19 protein-coding genes are annotated in these 19,043 nt (G+C 41.5%); 5 read left to right on the plus strand and 14 right to left on the minus strand.

The annotated features are described in order from the left end of the window. Positions 1 to 15 precede the first annotated feature (15 nt). Positions 16 to 261, plus strand: coding sequence for a TIGR03643 family protein (locus tag RH40_RS08875; RefSeq protein ID WP_009601118.1), 246 nt, complete (start codon positions 16 to 18; stop codon positions 259 to 261). Here RH40_RS08875 and RH40_RS08880 read toward each other — a convergent pair. From RH40_RS08880 to RH40_RS21165, 7 genes are all read right to left on the minus strand, one after another. Beyond that, complete coding sequence (locus tag RH40_RS08880; RefSeq protein ID WP_039954514.1) at positions 258 to 1,178, minus strand: endonuclease/exonuclease/phosphatase family protein; 921 nt, start codon at positions 1,176 to 1,178, stop codon at positions 258 to 260. The two genes, RH40_RS08875 and RH40_RS08880, sit on opposite strands and share 4 nt — an antisense overlap. Before the next feature lie 344 nt (positions 1,179 to 1,522). Next, on the minus strand, positions 1,523 to 2,647 hold the full coding sequence (locus RH40_RS08885; RefSeq protein ID WP_009601120.1) for an HDOD domain-containing protein: 1,125 nt from the start codon (positions 2,645 to 2,647) through the stop codon (positions 1,523 to 1,525). Positions 2,648 to 2,841: 194 nt separating this feature from the next. After that, entirely contained in the window at positions 2,842 to 4,071 is a 1,230-nt protein-coding gene (locus tag RH40_RS08890) for a quaternary amine ABC transporter ATP-binding protein (protein ID WP_009601121.1), read from the minus strand. Next, positions 4,064 to 4,963: an ABC transporter permease gene (locus RH40_RS08895; RefSeq protein ID WP_009601122.1), complete on the minus strand. Its 900-nt coding sequence runs from the start codon at positions 4,961 to 4,963 to the stop codon at positions 4,064 to 4,066. Before RH40_RS08895 ends, RH40_RS08890 begins: the two co-directional genes overlap by 8 nt. Before the next feature lie 86 nt (positions 4,964 to 5,049). After that, positions 5,050 to 6,039 carry an ABC transporter substrate-binding protein gene (locus RH40_RS08900; protein WP_009601123.1) on the minus strand — a complete coding sequence of 330 codons (990 nt, stop codon included), beginning with the start codon at positions 6,037 to 6,039 and terminating at the stop codon, positions 5,050 to 5,052. A gap of 229 nt (positions 6,040 to 6,268) precedes the next feature. Then, positions 6,269 to 8,020, minus strand: a complete 1,752-nt coding sequence (locus RH40_RS08905; protein ID WP_009601124.1) for an SgrR family transcriptional regulator — start codon at positions 8,018 to 8,020, stop codon at positions 6,269 to 6,271. A gap of 143 nt (positions 8,021 to 8,163) precedes the next feature. Continuing rightward, positions 8,164 to 8,289, minus strand: coding sequence for a hypothetical protein (locus RH40_RS21165; protein ID WP_009601125.1), 126 nt, complete (start codon positions 8,287 to 8,289; stop codon positions 8,164 to 8,166). A gap of 287 nt (positions 8,290 to 8,576) precedes the next feature. Between RH40_RS21165 and RH40_RS08910 the strand changes: the two genes are divergently transcribed. Next, positions 8,577 to 10,013 carry a coniferyl aldehyde dehydrogenase gene (locus RH40_RS08910; RefSeq protein WP_009601126.1) on the plus strand — a complete coding sequence of 479 codons (1,437 nt, stop codon included), beginning with the start codon at positions 8,577 to 8,579 and terminating at the stop codon, positions 10,011 to 10,013. 351 nt (positions 10,014 to 10,364) lie between these two features. Continuing rightward, entirely contained in the window at positions 10,365 to 10,538 is a 174-nt protein-coding gene (locus RH40_RS20890) for a hypothetical protein (protein ID WP_009601127.1), read from the plus strand. A gap of 50 nt (positions 10,539 to 10,588) precedes the next feature. On the opposite strand, the gene nagB is transcribed toward RH40_RS20890, so the two are convergent. Continuing rightward, on the minus strand, positions 10,589 to 11,389 hold the full coding sequence (gene nagB / locus RH40_RS08915) for a glucosamine-6-phosphate deaminase (RefSeq protein WP_009601128.1): 801 nt from the start codon (positions 11,387 to 11,389) through the stop codon (positions 10,589 to 10,591). Between the two features lie 313 nt (positions 11,390 to 11,702). Between nagB and RH40_RS08920 the strand changes: the two genes are divergently transcribed. Beyond that, positions 11,703 to 12,875, plus strand: coding sequence for a tetratricopeptide repeat protein (locus RH40_RS08920; protein ID WP_039954485.1), 1,173 nt, complete (start codon positions 11,703 to 11,705; stop codon positions 12,873 to 12,875). A 38-nt stretch (positions 12,876 to 12,913) separates the two neighbouring features. On the opposite strand, the gene sstT is transcribed toward RH40_RS08920, so the two are convergent. The 4 genes from sstT to RH40_RS08940 form a co-directional block, all read right to left on the minus strand. Beyond that, complete coding sequence (gene sstT, locus RH40_RS08925) at positions 12,914 to 14,134, minus strand: serine/threonine transporter SstT (protein WP_009601130.1); 1,221 nt, start codon at positions 14,132 to 14,134, stop codon at positions 12,914 to 12,916. Positions 14,135 to 14,671: 537 nt separating this feature from the next. Further along, positions 14,672 to 15,124: a copper chaperone PCu(A)C gene (locus RH40_RS08930; protein ID WP_009601131.1), complete on the minus strand. Its 453-nt coding sequence runs from the start codon at positions 15,122 to 15,124 to the stop codon at positions 14,672 to 14,674. Next, on the minus strand, positions 15,114 to 15,728 hold the full coding sequence (locus RH40_RS08935) for an SCO family protein (RefSeq protein WP_009601132.1): 615 nt from the start codon (positions 15,726 to 15,728) through the stop codon (positions 15,114 to 15,116). The genes RH40_RS08930 and RH40_RS08935 overlap by 11 nt, the downstream gene beginning before the upstream one ends. Further along, entirely contained in the window at positions 15,725 to 16,153 is a 429-nt protein-coding gene (locus RH40_RS08940) for a hypothetical protein (protein ID WP_009601133.1), read from the minus strand. The genes RH40_RS08935 and RH40_RS08940 overlap by 4 nt, the downstream gene beginning before the upstream one ends. A gap of 299 nt (positions 16,154 to 16,452) precedes the next feature. Between RH40_RS08940 and RH40_RS08945 the strand changes: the two genes are divergently transcribed. Next, positions 16,453 to 17,703, plus strand: coding sequence for an HD-GYP domain-containing protein (locus RH40_RS08945; protein WP_009601134.1), 1,251 nt, complete (start codon positions 16,453 to 16,455; stop codon positions 17,701 to 17,703). On the opposite strand, the gene RH40_RS08950 is transcribed toward RH40_RS08945, so the two are convergent. Both RH40_RS08950 and RH40_RS08955 read right to left on the minus strand, forming a co-directional pair. Next, positions 17,704 to 18,339 carry a DUF2057 family protein gene (locus RH40_RS08950; RefSeq protein ID WP_009601135.1) on the minus strand — a complete coding sequence of 212 codons (636 nt, stop codon included), beginning with the start codon at positions 18,337 to 18,339 and terminating at the stop codon, positions 17,704 to 17,706. A 159-nt stretch (positions 18,340 to 18,498) separates the two neighbouring features. Next, entirely contained in the window at positions 18,499 to 18,954 is a 456-nt protein-coding gene (locus RH40_RS08955) for an Lrp/AsnC family transcriptional regulator (protein ID WP_009601136.1), read from the minus strand. Between the last annotated feature and the right edge of the window lie 89 nt (positions 18,955 to 19,043).

The raw sequence follows: 19,043 nt of genomic DNA on the forward strand, positions 1-19,043 counted from the left end.
AAGAGTGAAAGTATCGTGAAAGACGATGATTATTCAAGAATTATTGAAATGGCGTGGGAGGATCGCACTCCCTTTGAAGCTATTCACACCCAGTTTGGTTTAAGCGAAGCAGACGTTATTCAACTGATGCGCCGGACCTTAAAACCAAGCAGTTTTAAGCTTTGGCGCAAGCGTGTTGCCGGGCGAGCCACCAAACACTTCTCATTGCGCAGCCCAAATGTGACTCGCGGTTATTGCTCCACTCAATATAAGCATCGCTAAACTAAAACATTGACGGTCAATGCCACAAAAGCGTGGTCACTTGCATACCTGTCTTGTTGTGAGTGCGGATTGATAAGGTGCTTATCAAGCACAATATAATCGGCAATTTCGAGCATCGAGCAGGGCCAGTCTGGGTCAAACTCCTGAGAGACCAACAGGTAATCGAGCACATTACCTTTGGCATAATGATAATGTGTCGGCACCCTGCTGTCTGGCGTACCAAACAGTGACCAACTGTCTTTGAGGTTTAGATCTGTAGTTGTGTGCGCTGGCTCTGTCAAAGAAGCGAGAATATCGCTACTAAGGCTTTGGTTCATATCGCCCATAAGTACTGTCGGTGTTGGACATTTGGCATATTCGGTCTGCATAAAAGCTCTTAACATAGCCGCTTCCCAACCACGCTGGATTGCAGATAACCAGCGCGCGACCAATGGCTCGAGGTCTTCTGTTTCTGTGGGGCGCTGAGATTTAAGGTGGCAAACGTATACCGTCATTTTACCAAGTTTAGGGATTTCTATGTGAGCACAAATGGGCTTTCGACTGAAGTTTGGTATGTTAAGGTGGTCGTGGTTGGTAAGCTCTGAGACCGCCATACAGCTTATAATGGGGTAGCGAGAAGCCAGTGCGACCACAGGTTTGGCATAAATATAGTCTTTTTCTACTTCGGGCTCATCGACGGTAGCGAAATAGGGGTAGCCGATTTCAGCCATTAACTCGCGAGCACATCCGATACTGAACACTTCTTGAAGGCCAATAATGTCGGCATTAAGCTCTGCTAGTGTGTGCTGGGTCCAACGGCATTTGTCTTGCCATGCTTGGTTATCGTAAATATTATCAAATTCATAACATGCGTTGGGAGGCGCTAAGAAATTAAATAAGTTTGCACTGGCAAATGTGAGCGTCTTTTCTTTAGGCAAAACAGCGTCCTGTTCGATCTTGTTATGGCTAATTTTATACCCAAATGACTTCAAAATGCAGGATTCAGAGCGATGCCACAGTGTTGAGTTCAAGGAAAATAACGCAGCGAAATGGTCGGCTCTTACCAAGTTATGTGGTAAACCCCAAAGCACGATTGGGCTTGCTTTCCTTGTCGACCATATCTCGTTACAAAGCTCAATGATAGTAGCCTGATTTTGGTAACGAATTTCCAAGGGACTTTGAGTTGCTTGGGTCCTTATAAAGTGTACGTCTATTTGCGCAGTTGCGTGCAACCGCGGTGTAAAAATAACGGTTGCGATCAAAAAAGTGCCAGTGATTGGCGCTACATTTGGTAGGTTTTTTCGAGTAGGGTGATGGTGCCTTCTAAATGGAAGTGAGCAACAAAGGTAGGATTAATTTCTTCTTCATTAATCATATTGTTCGCTATATATACGGCACAGCCTGGACTAAAATCACGCTGCATCAGTTTCTCGGGATCATTGTGCGCGATGACATTTTCGATGATAGGGAGTGGGAAACCCCACAAGTGGAGCAAAAAGCCACCGAGTAACTCTGAGCGAGCCTGAAAAATGTACTTTTCGAGTTGTGAACTTTCGTTTTGGGTCGCTTGTGCATGAAGGTAGTTTTTCATCAGCTCTGGAGAAACTTTTATTTTCACATATTCACCAATATCATGCAGGATACCAACCAAGAAGGTGGTATCTTTCATGTCGTCTTCAACCAGAGAAGAGGCAAGAGTGGCTACACGAAGACTTTGGGTTTGTATTTTTTCAAGTGGCAACTCGGGTGCATCGTCGGTCATGGCGTATATTTCAAGCATGGCAATAATGTTTGTAACGACATCACTACCCAAGCGTGTGATGGCTTGAGTGATATTTTTGACTTCTTTGTGGCCGCGGAAAAGGGCATTGTTTGAAAGGTGAATGATTTTGGCACAGATCGCAGGCTCCTTGCTTATGAGCTTGGCGATGTCCCCAATCGACGCATGATTATCACTTAATGCTTGTTTTACCTTGAAAAAAAGCTTGGGCTCTACGGGTAGAGAGGTGATTTTCCCAAGTGCATGTTGTATCGCTTTATTGGGGAAAAGGGCGATAAGGTTTTTAATACGCTCTAGCTCTGAGTTAATGACGTCAGGATCGCAAGGTTTTAGAAACGCTTGATGGGCAAAGAAACCACCTTTGATGGCCATAGATGTGTCGTCGTAGCTAGAAAGCGAGGCACGAATTATCGTAGGGTGGCGTTTACTGATCACTCGAAGTAGTTGTGCGCCGTTTACTTTAGGCATCGACATATCACAAATGACCATGTCTATTGGACGCCTTTTAAGTAATTTGAGGGCATCATACCCATTTTGGACCGTGTAGATTTCATAGCCAGAGCGAGACAATACGTGATGAAGCTCATCCATAGAATGTTTTTTATCATCAACTAACAACAGTTTCATCGCGTGTCCCTCTCGTTATGATAATAGCTTCAAATTACCATAAATTCGCTTAAATGGGCATGATTTTTGTCTCATACCCTTGACATACGCATATTGTAGCCTATCGATCATGATTTAGCTCTGCTACTGAGTTCTTTGTTGTTATCTTAAGCAATAAACGGGACAAAAGATTAGCTGATGAGGGAGTATAATGGTCAGGAGGCTTGCTCCAACTCAGATCCGTTTGCTGGCTTTTCTTCGGTGTTATCAGCCAACACTTCAGCCACGGCGCTGCGTTCCAATTCGCCTTGTAACACCCCATTTTCATCAACGACGGGCAGAGAGTAGTCACACGACATGGTGTCCACTAAGACTTCTTCAATTGCCGAATCAGGGGAAATTGCCGGGACTTCTTCATAAAACTCTTGGGTAATTTCTTCTTGGGCGGACGGTCCTTTGGCTGCATCCATTAACCCCTCTTTGGTGAGAACGCCTTGATATCCCTGTTCAGTAACATGATAGGCATAGCCTTGCTGACACCCTTTCATTTGCTTGATCGCCTCTTGTATTGTATTGGCCGTGATACGATAGGCGGGTGCGCACATAACGGTTTCAACGGTTAAAGCTCGCGCTCTATTAACATCTTTGACAAAGGCTTCAACGTAGTCATCAACAGGATGAAGTAAAATCTCTTCAGGCATACCTTGTTGTATTAACTCCCCATCACGTAAAATGGCGATACGATCACCCAAGCGCAGTGCTTCATCTAAATCATGGGTAATAAAAATGATGGTTTTGTGCAGTTTTGCTTGTAGCTCAATCAGTTGATCTTGCATTTCACTACGTATCAGAGGATCTAGGGCGGAGAAGGCTTCGTCCATGAGTAGGATTTCCGCATCCGTACATAGCGCTCTTGCCAGCCCCACTCTTTGCTGCTGACCACCTGAGAGTTGCGACGGATATTGATTCTCGTACCCTTGTAAGCCGACACTTTCTAACCACTGTATTGCGGTATCGTGTCGTTTATCTTGTTCGACTCCCTGAATTTCGAGGCCATATGCGACATTGTCAACCACAGTTCGATGTGGCAGCAAACCAAAACGCTGAAAAACCATCGACATCTTTTTACGCCTGAAGGTTTCGAGCTGTGTTTGGTTAAGCTTCATCACATCGATACCTTCTACTTTTATTTCCCCTTCACTAGGATCAATAAGGCGATTGAAATGGCGAATCAAGGTTGATTTACCTGAGCCCGATAGCCCCATAATGACAAAAATTTCACCAGCCTGGATTTCTAGGTTGATATTTTTCAGTCCAACGGTATGACCTGTTTTTGTAAGGATTTCCTCTTTCGTTACTCCGTTTTTAACGTGAGAGAGCACCGATGCCGGATTTTGGCCAAATACTTTATATAGGTTTTTGATTTGGATAAGTGGTTCAGTCATGCTTGAGGTTTCCTAAATGGGCTTGAGTTCGTTTGGCGTATGCTTGTGAGGCGCGATCAAATAAAATTGCCAGAGCCACGATGGCAAAACCATTGAGCAAACCAAGTGTAAAGTATTGATTAGTAATGGATTTTAAAACAGGTTGACCTAGACCTTTGACACCTATCATAGACGCGATAACAACCATAGAAAGTGCCATCATAATGGTTTGGTTAATTCCTGCCATGATAGTGGGCATAGCAAGTGGCAGTTGCACACCAATTAACCGCTGTTTTGCGCTAGCGCCAAAGGCCGTTGCTGCTTCCAATACTTCCTTGTCGACTAATCTGATCCCCAAATTAGTCAGGCGGATCACCGGAGGAATAGCATAGATAACGACAGCAATGAGTCCCGGTATTTTACCAATGCCAAGCAACATAACCACGGGAATGAGGTAGACGAAAGCAGGCATGGTCTGCATGACATCCAGTAGTGGCGTCACCACTGATTGAACTCGATTGGATCGCGCCATAGCAATCCCTATCGGTATGCCCAAAATGATAGAGAGTAAGGTGCAGACGGTAATAATGCTTAGTGTGCGCATTGTGTCTTCCCACATCCCAAAGTAACCAATTAAGAGCAGCGATATGAAGCAACCCATTGACAGCTTCCATGACCGGCTTGCTAGATAGACTAGGCTTGTGCATATAGCGAGTATAATGAACCAAGGCGTGCTGATTAAAAGTTTCTCAAACCAAACTAAAAAGCTCAGTAGTGGGTCAAAGAAAGATTCTATTAGGTCACCGTATTCTCGCGAAAAATCACGGTAAGCACCATCGAGTGACTTGCGGATTGCTCTAAGATCAGAGCGTTCCATTTCGGGAAAGCTGGTCAACCAGCTACTTGTTGACATGGTAATATTCCTTCTTCTCTGCTGCTGCCATGGAAGACAGCAGCAAAGTACTACATTTTATTATAGTGTTTTCTGTTGAGATCGATTCAAAGTGCTTGTTTTACTTTTTTGGCAACATCTTGTGGAACCCAAGCCTGCCAAATTTTTGGGTAGCTCTCCAGGAAGTAAAACATTGCTTCCTCTCCATCCGCTTGGTTATCCTCCATCCAAGCCAAGATTTGATTCATATTATTGTTTGTGAATCCTCTCTTCGTGAAGTATTCGTAGGCTTTAGGTGCCCGTTTGGCAAATTCTTCGGTCGTTATAGTGTGCACCGGAGAAGGCGGGTACATGGTTGGTTTGGGTGCTTCACAGTCAGTTTGTGTAGTGCAGGAGACAAATTCTTTTTCATCTACGCCACTACCAAAATCAACTTTGACCATATCGTATTTGCCGAGAACAGCGGTGGGTGACCAATAGTAGCCAAACCATGCCTCACCGCGTTCATAGGCTTTGGCAATTGAGCCAGACAACCCTGCACTTGAACCGGGATCGACAATCGTAAAACCAGATTTATTTAAATGCATGGCTTTGAAAAGATTGCCTGCACTTATTTGACAATTCCACCCAGCAGGACAGGTATAAAAAGCAGATTGTTCAGGATCCTCAGGATGTTCAAATAGCTTAGCGTGTTTTTTTATCCCTTCTATTGTGGCGAGGTCGGGATACTTTTTGACCAAATACGCAGGAACCCAAAATCCTTCCTCACCGCCATCGAGTAGAGACTTACCCGCATAGCGAAGCCGCTTTTCTTGAACCCCTTTATCTAGCGCTGTTTTAAGGCTATTGCTCCACAATTCCGGCGCGATATCGGGCTGGCCTTTTTCTATCATGGAAGTTCCGGTTGGCATTGTATCTCCGGGGATGAGTTCAGCGTCACAGCCGTATCCATGTTTGAGAATAAAGCGATCGACATTGGCAATTAAGGTGGCGGAGTTCCAGTTCATATCCGCAATGGTGACTTTTCCACAGCTTGCAGCTTGAGCCTGAATGGTGAACAAAACTAGGCTCAACACGAGGGCCATTTGAGGTTTCATTTTAATTTCCTTTTTAATGAATACCTTATCAAAATAGTGAATTAATGATTAGAGTTCAAATTAATAATTCAGTAATTGGAGCTAGCTCAATCACTTCTTTAGCACAATATAAGCCTTTAAAGTCTAATTTTGATCAATTTGTGAGCTTAATTTAGTGTTTCATTTTTATTAAGCTTTGATTAAAGTTTCGAGTACGAATTATTAGTGAACAGGCTTTTTATCATGGTGATCAGTGGTTTGACCATACATTAGTAATATCAGGCCAGCCCCAGTTTGTGAGTTCGACGTCCTCTAATACTCCCTGAAATCGGAGAGTCAGCCGATGGTGAAAAAGTGGGATAAGCCAGTCCTGATGTACCAGTACCGAAGCAATAGGTTCAATCCTATCTAAGTATTGATTCAGTGGTATAGTTGCGCGTAAGGCATCAAGTTGCTCTTTTAACCAAATGGTAGCGGGCAGACCAATACCATGGTGTATTACCGGATTATGGTACAAACCTGAAAATGCAGAGGCATGTCGATTGTCATCTAGATTCAGGTTGTTGATGATCAGTGTTTCTTGCAGTTGGTTGGTTTGTGCAAGATGATTAAGTTCGCGATAACTGTAGGTGTTGATCGTGACATTGATGCCCTGTCGCTCAAGCAGTTGTTGGATTACAAACGTACAACTTTTCATTGGAGCGTAGTCATAAATTGCGATGCTGATAGATTCAGGTACTGTGACTTCAGGTGAAGTAGGGCGAGTTATTGGTTTCCACATTGGTAATAGACTTCGTGCGATCTCACAACCAAACAATAAGCCTTCATGTTCAAGACCGCGATAAATTGCTTGGGGAGTTAAGTAGCCAGAAAGGTATCGGCGTTGATCCGCTGTCAATGGGAGCTGCGCTCTTTGATTGAAGAGAATGTACATACTGCCTTCCTCAATACGTGTCTGATTGACATTGTGATCGATATGCTGACTGACGGCATGAGAAACATAGTACTTTTCGTTATGTGGCTTTCGGTCGCTACGTCTATCGAATGATCGCTGATTTGTTTTTAATTCTTGCTCATCTAGCGGCCAAATGGTGACTTGATCGGTGAGTGCTCTACACGCATAAAAATGGTCGAAGGCTTGTAAACAGAGCTTACTTTCGGAATGTTCTGTAACTTGAAAAGGTCCACTGCCGACAATGTGTTTGTTGCTTGAATCATTGACTTGAGAGGGCGGCTGAATGGCATACTTTACCCCAGATAGGAGACCGCCGAACCCTCTGTCGGCCCCAGTGAGCTTGAAGATCACCTTATTATTTGTTGGTGAATGGATCGAAGCAACATGCTTTAGCTCGTTTTTGTAATGATCGAGTGTGATTAACTTATTGAATAGTTTTGTTATGCTGGGTCCGTCTATGGGGGTACCGTTATGAAAGGTTAACCCGGGACGTAAATAAAAAATCCATGTAAATGCCATGGAGTCGTACTGCCAGTGATGTGCAAGTTGTGGTTCCAGCTCGCCCTGATGTGTACTTTTGACCAAACAGCAGTAGAGCTGGCGAATGAAATAACGTTCACTCGCACGTTGAAGGTGGTGTGGTACTAACCTCTCAAATGGCCTTTTATAGGTTAATTGGATGTGCAGTAAACCTTCACGAAGTGATGCACCTGAAGTGGTTTGCAACAAGCGTCCAAATGTCATTTGATCTTGTTCTAATATCGTCAACGCTTGTTGGTATTTTCCGGCTAAAATTCGTTTGCTCGCGAGCAGCTCTTTGAGTTCGCTAAGGTGATGATTGAGCACTAATGTCGAGCGTCGGCTGCGGCCAACTTTAGGGGTCCAGTTTAACCAATCCAGCACTTGCATTTGTTTTAGTAGGTTCCTCGCATGTCTTGGGCTGGTGCACATTATATCTGCCAGGTCAGGAAGCGCAGTTTTTAGCTCTATGCCAATGCCGAGTACTGCAAGACGCTGATAGTAGCGAACGAGATTAAGATCAGACAAGTTATTCTACCTATAAAACTAGAAATGAGATTTTATTTTACTTCCTATTTTATCAGGAAATAAGGCAAAAACCCGTTTTTATAGCTGATTCAAACTTATTGAGGAAATAAAATAAAAAAATATGTCGGTTTTTGTTTTCCTTATTAAGGGGCACAATAATTTGGTGGGTTTTCACTCACCAGTGCCAGCATACATGCTCCTGACCCCCAAGAACCGTAAGCTGGCGCTGCCTTTTGGTCAGTCTGTTGTTTTAAAACAGACTGTTTCATTATCCGTACCGTATAAATGGTATATAAAATGACACTACGTATCAGGGTTGTGCAATACGGAGCTTGTATTACCTTCCCCAAACTATAGAGTTTGTTATTCCGGAACAAAGGCCGATTCAGGGTTTGCTAAACGATAGGGGCCTCTAGAGCATTGACAGCAAAAGAGTCAATGAGGCTAATAAACAAGGTACTCTGATTACATTCTAATTCTGTGTCGTGTGTACGGGACTTCAGCTCGACTTAGTTTTAACATAGGACCAAGGCACTATGGTAACGTAGGAAATAAAATGGAAAAAGTTGTAGAGCTCAATCAATGGCAGAAAGAACACGTTCAAACCGCGTGTGACTTACAGGCACTTTTTGACCAAGTACAAGATGCCTACCTTCAAACTCCCTTCGTTCCCTATCAGGATAGGATTGACTTACTTAAAAAGTTTAAAAGTCAACTCTTACTGGCGAAAAAAGACTTGGTAGAGGCGTTAAGTAATGACTACGGCTACCGTAGTAGTTTTGATAGCCTAATATGCGATATATTGCCTGCGGTGTCGCACATTGACTATACGATCAGTCAGCTTAAGTCATGGATGAAGCCCAATAGGCGAAAGGTCGATCTTTTGTTGTTTCCATCTCGAGTTAAAGTTGAATATCAGCCTTTGGGTGTGATTGGTGTCATTGTTCCTTGGAATTTTCCCGTTGTATTGAGCGTTGCCCCTATTATAACTGCACTTGCTGCGGGTAATCGCGTTATGGTCAAACTGAGCGAGTACACACCAAGAACAAACCAAGTCATCGAGGGTATTTTTTCCCATTTGAGTGATCATATCGTCACTGTCCAAGGTGAGGGCGAGATAGCACGTTATTTTTCTGCACTACCTTTCAATCATTTGATATTTACAGGCTCAACTCAAGTTGGAAAGCTTGTTGCCGCCGCAGCTGCTCAAAATTTGACACCTGTAACACTAGAGCTCGGGGGAAAGTCTCCAGCTATATTGGCTGAAGATGCCGACGTTAATGCTGCAGTGGACGCGATTTTATTGGGTAAGTCGATAAATGCAGGTCAGATTTGTGTTGCTCCTGACTATCTTCTTTTACCGCAGCATAAAGAACAAGAATTCATCGATCGGTATTTGACTAGATTCAATAAGTTGTACGTCAAAAAAGGCCGAATGCACTCATCAACTCATATAATTAATAATGCCCACTATCAGCGGCTTCAAGCGTTACTCAATGATGCCCAAATCCAAGGTGCAAAAATACATAAGATTGAAAAGGTGGAGTCTGAAGGAAGACAAATGCCTCCTTATTTACTTACTCAAGTTACTGACGATATGAGAGTAATGAAAGAAGAAATCTTTGGTCCAATCTTGCCTGTTATTAGTTATCGAACATTTGATGAGGTGTTTGATATCATCAACTCAAGGCCACGCCCATTGGCGTTGTATTTGATGTCTAATGACAAGCAAAAGCAACAATCTATAGTTAGGAATACTCATAGTGGCGGTGTTGTGTTCAATGACACACTTGTTCATGTCGCAGTAGATGATGCTCCATTTGGCGGTATCGGTGAATCAGGAATGGGACACTACCACGGTAAAGAGGGCTTTTTAACATTTTCTAAAGCTAAAACGGTGATGTCGACTCCGACGTGGCTTCCAAGAAGTGCATGGCTGTTACGATTTCGCAAGATAGCGTTATATGTGCTTGGAAAGTTATATATACGATAAATAACGTGATTGTGCTATTCACATCGATGGTATGGGTTATCGGTTTTGCTCAATGTTGGTGAGGCGTCAGGGAGGAACCAACACTGATTCAAGTTGAGACAGTGCCTAGGTGCCGATATTTTTGCAACCAGAACAATATTCGACCAAGGCTGCTTTTTTACACTGTAAATGTTGAGTTCTTTTTCTCGTTCTCGATGAATACTTTAAATTTTCCAAACCAGTCTATTTTTCCATGTAACTAGATATGAATTCAATTTTTAGTTCAGTTGACTCAAAATAATTACCGTATCCCTGACTAATTTATGTATATACTCAATAGTGAGAGGCAGATTAGGATCAGGGCATAAACCGATGGAATTACGCAATGAGAGGGGGGAGGTGACTCGGGTCGCCGATAACCTGACTTTGAAAGAACTATTAGAAATGGGCTATTCAATAGATTTATGTGATGAAGCGTTTGACCCCAACGAACATTGGATTGCCAAGGCTTCAATACCAGATAACTCCAACCAAAATGAACGATAAGCCTATATAAAAGAAAATCCTACCGTGGTTAGGATTTTCTTTTTTGCTTATTAAAAACCTCTAATGTTGTCAGCTTCCAACTCAGAAAAATATTTAACGGTTTTCACTTTTAATTCCTGTTGTGATGGCTCATCACAGACTATTACTGCTTTGGGATGGAGTTGCAGTGCGGAGACTGTCCAGAGGTGGTTTACGCATCCCTCAACAGCCGCCTCCAGAGCGAGAGCTTTGTTATGGCCAGTAACTAGAATCATAACTTCTTCTGCATCCAACAGTGTTCCCACTCCTATGGTGAGTGCGAATTTGGGCACTTGTTCTATGTCACCATCAAAGAAACGTGAATTGGCGATACGCGTATCTTCGGTTAATGTTTTTATTCGTGTACGTGACGATAGAGAAGATGCAGGTTCATTAAAGGCGATATGTCCATCATTACCGACACCTCCCATGAAAAGGTGAATTTTCCCGTAAGATGATATTTTTTCCTCATATCGTTGGCATTCAGCTTCATTATCTCCTGAATTACCATCAAGTAGATTAATATTTTTTTGATCAATATCTACGTGGTTGAAGAAATTTTTGTACATGAAAGAGCGGTACGACTCCGGGTGGTCTTTAGGGATCCCTATGTACTCGTCCATGTTAAAAGTTACAACATTTTTAAAGCTTAACTCCCCTGCGTTATAAAGTTTAATGAGTTCTTTATAGGTCTCAAGGGGGGTCCCACCGGTAGGTAAGCCGAGAACAAAAGGACGGTTTGGTGTTGGGCTAAACGCTTTAATGCGTTTTGCTATATGTAATGCTGCCCATTTGCCAACTTGTTTAGAATTATGTAGTGGGATTAGTCGCATTGTCGTCCTCTAATATGTGTACATTCAGATAGTTTGATATTTTTTATTATAAAATAAGTCTGTTTTTTGATCCATTATTTTTACATTACCACAAGTTTTTCTGTCTTTAAAATAGACTTTTTTAGATTTTTATGGACAAAAAATTCGCCTTTAAAAAAAAGTAAAATATTCAACGGGTGTTCCACTTACTGGACTTCAACAAGGAACTCAAAGGTGACACTGGTTATACTGTGTACATGCGGTACTAAATTATAGAGCTTTATCATCTATGATGAGTATCAGAATTGTATGAAGAGAATATAAGAAAAAGAAAATGAGTATAATGGGGATCGCGATTGGCGCGACAGGCCTACTTTTGTTGGGCATGTTTTTGTGGATGTTGGCGCTGTCAATGCGGAAAAAAAGACTTGAGCAAGAGCGAAAAGAGCGAGAAATCGCCCAGCGTAAAGCTCTGGAAAAAAATCGTCAGAAAGAACAGAGTGAGCGTATCGCGAAAGCAGAAAGCGGGCACATTCCGACGATTCTGTATTTGGCCAAAGAAGCTGAGAGGGCACAACCCGAAGAAGCTGTGTATTGGTACACTCAAGCAGCAAAGCTAGATAATATCGCGGGTATGTATGGTGTTGTTCGTTTGAGTGATATTTTCAATCAAAACGAGGTACTAAAGCAGCAAGCCGCCTTCTGGAAACTTTGTATTTCTGCCGCAGAGGGGAGTATAAACGATCAGTTTGAAATGGCTAAGGCACTATTGAAAGGTGAAGGCACAGACGTCAATATGGAGAAAGGCGTCGCCGTTATGGAATCTGTAGCTGCCCAAAATCATCTTGGGGCTTTATTGTATCTTGGCGATTGGAATATTGCTGATAACAACCCAAAGAAAGATAGTAAAAAGTCCACTCAATTCTATCACAAGGCTGCCTTAGAAAAGAGCAATGAAGCTCGGATGAAGCTTGGCTTGAGTTATATTCAAGGTCGGGGGGTCCCGAGTAACTTCGAGCGGGGGATATATTGGCTCGAACGTGCCGCAGAAAAAGGGTATCTAGAGGCCATCTATAAAGTGGGTGAAGCTTGGGTTGATCATAAAAAGAATGGAAATGCCATTGCTTATATATGGATGTTTATCGCTGGTAATCTTGGCCACAAAGATGCCAGTCACAGACGTGACGAGATTGCTGGCGTTATCGGTATTGACTCAGTGGTAGGCCTACAAAGTATTGCAAAGCCAATGGCGAAGAAGATCGCGGAAAAGAAAGTCGTCAAGCACTCGATAATCAAAGCTCTCAATCGGCTCCACTCACGCGATATACCAGTAAATGAAAATACGGAGCACTCAGAAGCTTCTGCGGTAAGTGATGAAGATAAAGAGTCTGTAAGCGGTGAGAATAGTGAAAGTAATATTGAACAAGCTGCTATTCCTAGTGGAGATGAAAGTATTAATACAGAAGAAAAGTTAGATTTCTCAAAATCTCCGATAGATAAGCAATAACAAGGGCCTCGTGAGAGGCCCTTTTTACAAGAGATGATTTAAGCGCCAGCTTGTCTTTGTTTTGCTTTACAAACTGCGGCAGTGAAAACGACGTCGGTAGAGCTATTCAGTGCTGTTTCAGCTGAATCCTGAACAACTCCAATGATAAACCCAACAGCAACTACTTGCATCGCTACTTCGTTTGGAATCCCGAAAAGCCCACAAGCTAGGGGAATAAGAAGAAGTGAGCCGCCAGCAACACCTGAAGCTCCGCACGCCGAGACAGCAGCAACAATACTTAGCAGCAAAGCTGTAAAGATATCGATTTGTACTTCCAAAGTATGAACGGCTGCAAGCGTCAAAGTGGTTATTGTGATTGCGGCGCCAGCCATGTTAATTGTTGCGCCAAGTGGTATAGATACTGAGTACGTATCCTCATCTAATTTTAACTTTTCACATAGCGCCATGTTAACTGGAATGTTTGCTGCACTTGATCGAGTGAAGAATGCTGTAACACCACTTTCCTTAATACATTGAAATACTAATGGGTATGGGTTTTCTCGAGTTTTAACCAAGACGATAAGAGGGTTAACAACGAGTGCAATAATAAGCATTGAGCCCAGTAGAACCGCAAGTAAATGTGCATAGCCTGCCAAAGCATCGAAACCTGTTGTGGCGAGTGTGGAGGATACTAAACCAAAAATACCGAAAGGTGCTAGGCGAATAATAAAACGAACGATTTGAGATACACCGTGGCTAAGATCTTCAAAAACGGCTTTCGTTGTATTAGATGCATGATGCAGAGCTAGTCCAAGGCCGATTGCCCATGCAAGGATACCAATATAATTGGCATTCATAAGAGCACTGACGGGGTTATCGACGACTTTGAATAGAAGAGTGTTCATTACCTCTGCAATACCTTGGGGAGGCGTTGCTCCTTCGGCGCCAGAAACAAGAGTCAATGTTGTTGGGAAAAGAAAGCTCATAGCGACTGCAGTAAGGGCAGCAGTGAATGTGCCAAAAAGATAAAGGACAACAATAGGACGCATGTAGGTGTGCTGGTTTTTTTTCTGATTTGCAATCGATGCTGCAACGAGAATGAAAACCAAAATAGGCGCAACTGCTTTGAGCGCACCAACGAATAGACTTCCGAGTATACCGACGTTTTGGGCATGTTGTGGAGAAACGGTGGCTAACCCAACACCTAATATGATGCCAGCTAGTATCTGTAAAACCAAATTACCACGTGCAAAACGTGCGAAAAAAGAACTTTGTTGCATACTTATTCCTACAATGAATATTTGTATTAAATTCTACCAATTTCAATCATTGAAACTGAAGACGCTATACTAGCGACTTGAAATATTGTGTCTAGAATTAATTGGAAATTGGGATTAAAAATTAAATTTATACACTTATTGTTGTTTTAATGTTGATTTTTTGTATTTTTTGTAGTTCAAATAAAAATATCAGCTGGTTAACTTTTAGAAATATATTTTATGGTTTTGTCGGGCGTCTATTAAAAATAGAGATGTTTTTGAAAAGAATGAGTATCGCGATTGCTCGGTCAATTTCGATATTAACTCAGTACGCAAGTGACTTCAAAATGCATTGTTCCCAAAGGGCAAGTTGACTTGCCTTAAGAGAAAACTGTTCCCGATCCATCAAGCATTTTGAAGTAATTTGGAATTGATAGTTTATGTCTCTAATAAATGCAGAAAATAAAGCGAAGATACACAGTGTTAGAAAGGCAAATTTTAAAACCCAGTGCCTAGCCCTCAATATAAACGCTAAGCACTGATATGAATTTAGGTAAATTAATGATGATGCTCGTGTTTCATTCCACTCATCACTTTTTTAATCGGTGCCTCTAACTCTTGGGTTTCCCCGTTGGCGAAAGTAATTTTTACTGGGATCGTATTTCCCTCAGCTAGTGGTTTTTCCAAGTTGAACAACATAATGTGTAGACTACCTGGTTTTAATGTCACACTGCCGTTTGCTGGAATCTTAATTTTCTCTACCTGACGCATTTTCATCACTTCACCATCCATGATCACGTCGTGTAGCTCGACTTTACCTGCTGCTTTTGTCTCTGCTGAGACAATGTAGCGATCTTTATCACTGTGATTCATAAAGTGACCAAATAAGGCACTAGTTTCTGCAGAGGGCGGCGTTGCACGGGCGTATACATCGTGAGCCATTATCTTGGCACAAGCGGAAGTAAAAGGGCTTATGGTGAGTAGGCTGAGCAATAATGCTTTAATTTTCATTATGATATTCCTTTTGAGCTAATAAATTAAATGCTTTAATAAGCGGAGCTGGGGTCAATGTATGGGGTACTTTAGTAATCAATGTCCCATCTGGCTTTAGAAAATAGAAGTAAGAGCTGTGGTCTAGGGTGTACTTTAGCTCGGAGTTTTCTAGCTTCGTTTTACGAAATAGAACGCCATATCTATTTGCCAATGGCGTGGTAATGTCGAGAGGCGCGGAAAGGCCTTCAATCATAGGATGAAAATATTGTGCATATCGATACGAATCTGCGGCTTTATCTCTTTCTGGATCCAGTGATACAAACATGGGTCTAAATTTGTTTTTTGTAGCCTCGTCTATCTGGTTAAGAGCACCAGCTAACATGGCAAGTGAAGTCGGACATACATCAGGACAGCGGGTGAAGCCAAAATAAACGACTCTAATACGACTGTCATTTGTGTCAAAAATTTCGACAGGCTGCTCATCTTTACCGTATAAAACTACATTTTTTTTAGGGGTACTTTTTACTATGGTCTCTGTGACTTCGTCGTTGGTGAAATAGCTTTTTATTCCAAAGCCAAGCGCAAATGCTAAGAGCAAGACTAATGACCACGTTTTACTCATTGTTCCATCCTTATCGATGTGTTTATTAATTGTTCTCCATCCGTCAATTGTCCGAACCATGTCATGCTGTTTTCAGTACAAACAGGTAAGATGATCTCTCCAGAAAAGGAGTGGTGAGAGGTTTTATCCAGTCTGAACATGACTTCTCCCATCATCATTTCGTAACCCTCAAGAGTAAGCATGAGATAATCCTGCTTACTATTTGGCCAGTAAACATCGATTTTTGTTGGTTTGAGCGGTTGGGTAATATCTTTATCTGCAATAATAGAAATTTCGTCATGCACGCAAACAACTTTACTCACAGAGCAATTGGTCGCAGGTAAACTTTTAGCGTGTTTGATTCCGAGCACTTTAATCAACTCATCTAGGAAGAATCCCCCAGCCAGAGCTATGAGGATAAAGGAAAGCTTCAATAAATTATTCATGTGCTGCTTCCTATTATCAAGAGCACAGAATGTTAACATAACAGGAGGTGTATATCTTAGCCTTGTCTTCAAAATAGAGACAAAAAAAGATGAATCATGGCGTCTGATATCTTGTGTTTATTGAATCAAAGGTAGACGATTTTTTTTGTAAATAAATGAGTATTAATAAAAGTTATTGCATTAAAATCATATGCATATATCACAATTTATAAAACTCGTGCAGTAAAGAATAGTCCGATTCACTTTGTTTAGTTAACCTGCGGTTTGAATATCCTATTAACTAAGAGATATTAGTGGTCATGCTGCAAACCGAAAGAGAAATATCTGTAGATCTAATTCAGGCTGCTTTTGTTATCGCATCGACAACAGATATTCTTCGCGAAAAAGAAAAGAGCCACAAGCAAAAAGTCGCATATATATCATATTGTTGTGCACAGAAAATGGGTTGGGAAGCTCAGTTATGTCAACAAGCATTTGTTGTTGGCCTTATCCATGATTGTGGGTTTTCTTTGAAGGGTAAGCAAGAATTTTTACTTGCTCAAAATCGTTCAGATCTTGAACAGCACGATTTGATGAGAGGCTATTTGATGCTTAGGGAGTGCTCTCCATTTGCCCAGCTAGCGGAACCAGTTCTTTATCAAAAAACAGATTGGAAGTTTTTGCAGAAAATTACCACAACATCAATCTATAACAAGCACATGGCTGCTCTTATTCATCTTGCTACTTTTATCGAAAAAAGAATTACTTTGGAAGCCCTAGATCAATATCAAAACATCAAAAAATCGGTAAAGGATAGGCTTATTCAGCAGGTATTGTCATACTCAGGGACAAAGTTTCACCCTCAACACACAGAAAGTATTAAAAGCCTTTTTCATTCGGATGGTTTTTGGTTTTCTATGGAAAGTCATTTTATTGAAGAGTTATCGAATACATTTTCGTGTGAGCAATGGTCTCACCAACTATCCGGGGTATCAGCTGCAATAAGCGTTGCCGAGCTTTTATTAGAGATCATTGCAGGTAAGAGTGATTTTACCTATACACATTCGATCAAAGTGGCAAAATTAGCTCTATATCTTGGGAGTAAAATGGGGTATTCCGAGGAAAATGCACAAATGCTCTATTTAGCTGGGATGATCCATGATATAGGAAAAATTAAAACGCCAGAATACGTTTTACATAAACCAAGTAAATTGGATGATGAGGAGTTTACTTGTATTAAACGTCATGCAACAGACTCTCACTATCTACTTGGCAAAATGTTTCGGCATCGATACCTAGCAAATTGGGCAGCGAACCATCATGAGCGGCTTGATGGTTCCGGGTACCCATTAGGTTTAACTGCTAAGTATTTGGACGAACCAAGTAGGATCATCGCGGTTGTTGATGTGTTTCAAGCACTCACACAACATCGTCCATATCGAGGTGGTATGTCGTTGCCTCAAGTGCTTGAAATCTTGAAGCAATCGGTTTATCACAAGCAGCTCGATGGAAATGTTTTTTCGCATTTACTCCAATATGCTGATGAGTGTTTTAGTATTTCTACGGCTTAATCACTTTTGGTTTATATATAGCTTGAAGCGTTTTTGCGTCTCAATATCTGCCTTTTGGTACCAAAAGTGGAGCATTTCTTCAGCTGTATTAGGGTCTACATTCATTGATTGACTCGGTGTTTGCTGAGTCATTAGTGATGCTGAGATTGTTATCGCTGCGCTGCCACCATTGCGATTATATTTGGTCATCTCATCTTGAAAGTTACGACCAAACTGTATGCCATCTTTAGTTAATGTGTCCTGTTTCACTTCGATGGCCTTACCATTGATATCGTTGAGACCCCATTGTAAGTCTTTTATTTTTCTCATGCCCTCTTGTTCATTTCGATAATTAGGGAGGACAAACTCCAGTTTAGTGTCTGCGGCAGTGAACGTTCCAATGGTCGCATTACTTTCTAGAATAGAACGATCTTTTCCTTGATCAAAGTATGGCTTATAAGTAAATAGAATCTGGTTTTCACCATTAGGAAGTGTAAGGCTTTCTTTAGATGAAAAAAAACCATCAGATAAATCGGGCTTTTCACCATTTACCAGAAGTACATCAACCTGTTTTGGTATTTGTAGTTCAACGCTTGCTGAGGCGTAGCTACTGACTATTAACGGGAGGAGTGTTAGTGCCGCGACTTTGAGTTTCATTTTTATTCCAGATAAATTTAAGCATTATCGACTGAGAATGCCTTGCTTATTGGTGTATTTCAATCATCTTATGTTAGAAATTTGCTAAATTTGGATAATGTAATCACCCTGTCGATTAATGTCTCTTTAGTTATTGGTATTGCTTGGGTATATCGATATTTAATCAGTGGGAAGGGTAGAGCGTTGAAAGACCGACTTTAGCTCGACCGTTGATTCAATTTTTGCAATACAATCAATGGTCGAGATTTGTTTTTTTAACAGGCTTTCATAGTGTGCTAGGTCTTTTGCTACCACCTTTATAAGGTAGTCATGATGTCCAATGATAACTGAACATTCGGTTACCTGAGGTATATTAACGATACTTTTCTCGAACAACTCGCCAGCCTCCTCAGAGTTGCTTTTTAAGCTTACAAAAGCATGAATCACAACATGGTACCCAAGTTTTTTCGGATCGAGACAGCACTTATAGCCTCGTATTACCCCACTTTGTTCCAGCTTACGAATTCGTCTGAGGCATGGTGTGTCTGACATATTAAGAGAAGCTGCCAACTCACTAATAGCGATACGTCCATTATTCTGTAAAGCTTCTATGATAAGTCTATCTTTGTTGTCCATACAACGACTCCTTGATTGCATATCGATACAGTATATCTAAATTATAAAAAATTCCTCTAATATAAAAGCAAAAAGTAGCGAATTTTAAC

The organism is Vibrio caribbeanicus ATCC BAA-2122 (genome assembly GCF_000165125.1).
Lineage (GTDB): Bacteria > Pseudomonadota > Gammaproteobacteria > Enterobacterales > Vibrionaceae > Vibrio > Vibrio caribbeanicus.

Excerpts from the sequence above, each read along its gene's own strand:
- RH40_RS08885 (WP_009601120.1), bottom strand. The coding sequence starts at position 2,647 with ATGAAACTGTTGTTAGTTGATGATAAAAAACATTCTATGGATGAGCTT.
- RH40_RS08890 (WP_009601121.1), bottom strand. The coding sequence starts at position 4,071 with ATGACTGAACCACTTATCCAAATCAAAAACCTATATAAAGTATTTGGC.
- RH40_RS08895 (WP_009601122.1), bottom strand. The coding sequence starts at position 4,963 with ATGTCAACAAGTAGCTGGTTGACCAGCTTTCCCGAAATGGAACGCTCT.
- RH40_RS08900 (WP_009601123.1), bottom strand. The coding sequence starts at position 6,039 with ATGAAACCTCAAATGGCCCTCGTGTTGAGCCTAGTTTTGTTCACCATT.
- RH40_RS21165 (WP_009601125.1), bottom strand. The coding sequence starts at position 8,289 with ATGAAACAGTCTGTTTTAAAACAACAGACTGACCAAAAGGCAGCGCCA.
- RH40_RS08910 (WP_009601126.1), top strand. The coding sequence starts at position 8,577 with ATGGAAAAAGTTGTAGAGCTCAATCAATGGCAGAAAGAACACGTTCAA.
- RH40_RS20890 (WP_009601127.1), top strand. The coding sequence starts at position 10,365 with ATGGAATTACGCAATGAGAGGGGGGAGGTGACTCGGGTCGCCGATAAC.
- nagB (WP_009601128.1), bottom strand. The coding sequence starts at position 11,389 with ATGCGACTAATCCCACTACATAATTCTAAACAAGTTGGCAAATGGGCA.
- RH40_RS08920 (WP_039954485.1), top strand. The coding sequence starts at position 11,703 with ATGAGTATAATGGGGATCGCGATTGGCGCGACAGGCCTACTTTTGTTG.
- sstT (WP_009601130.1), bottom strand. The coding sequence starts at position 14,134 with ATGCAACAAAGTTCTTTTTTCGCACGTTTTGCACGTGGTAATTTGGTT.
- RH40_RS08930 (WP_009601131.1), bottom strand. The coding sequence starts at position 15,124 with ATGAAAATTAAAGCATTATTGCTCAGCCTACTCACCATAAGCCCTTTT.
- RH40_RS08935 (WP_009601132.1), bottom strand. The coding sequence starts at position 15,728 with ATGAGTAAAACGTGGTCATTAGTCTTGCTCTTAGCATTTGCGCTTGGC.
- RH40_RS08940 (WP_009601133.1), bottom strand. The coding sequence starts at position 16,153 with ATGAATAATTTATTGAAGCTTTCCTTTATCCTCATAGCTCTGGCTGGG.
- RH40_RS08945 (WP_009601134.1), top strand. The coding sequence starts at position 16,453 with ATGCTGCAAACCGAAAGAGAAATATCTGTAGATCTAATTCAGGCTGCT.
- RH40_RS08950 (WP_009601135.1), bottom strand. The coding sequence starts at position 18,339 with ATGAAACTCAAAGTCGCGGCACTAACACTCCTCCCGTTAATAGTCAGT.
- RH40_RS08955 (WP_009601136.1), bottom strand. The coding sequence starts at position 18,954 with ATGGACAACAAAGATAGACTTATCATAGAAGCTTTACAGAATAATGGA.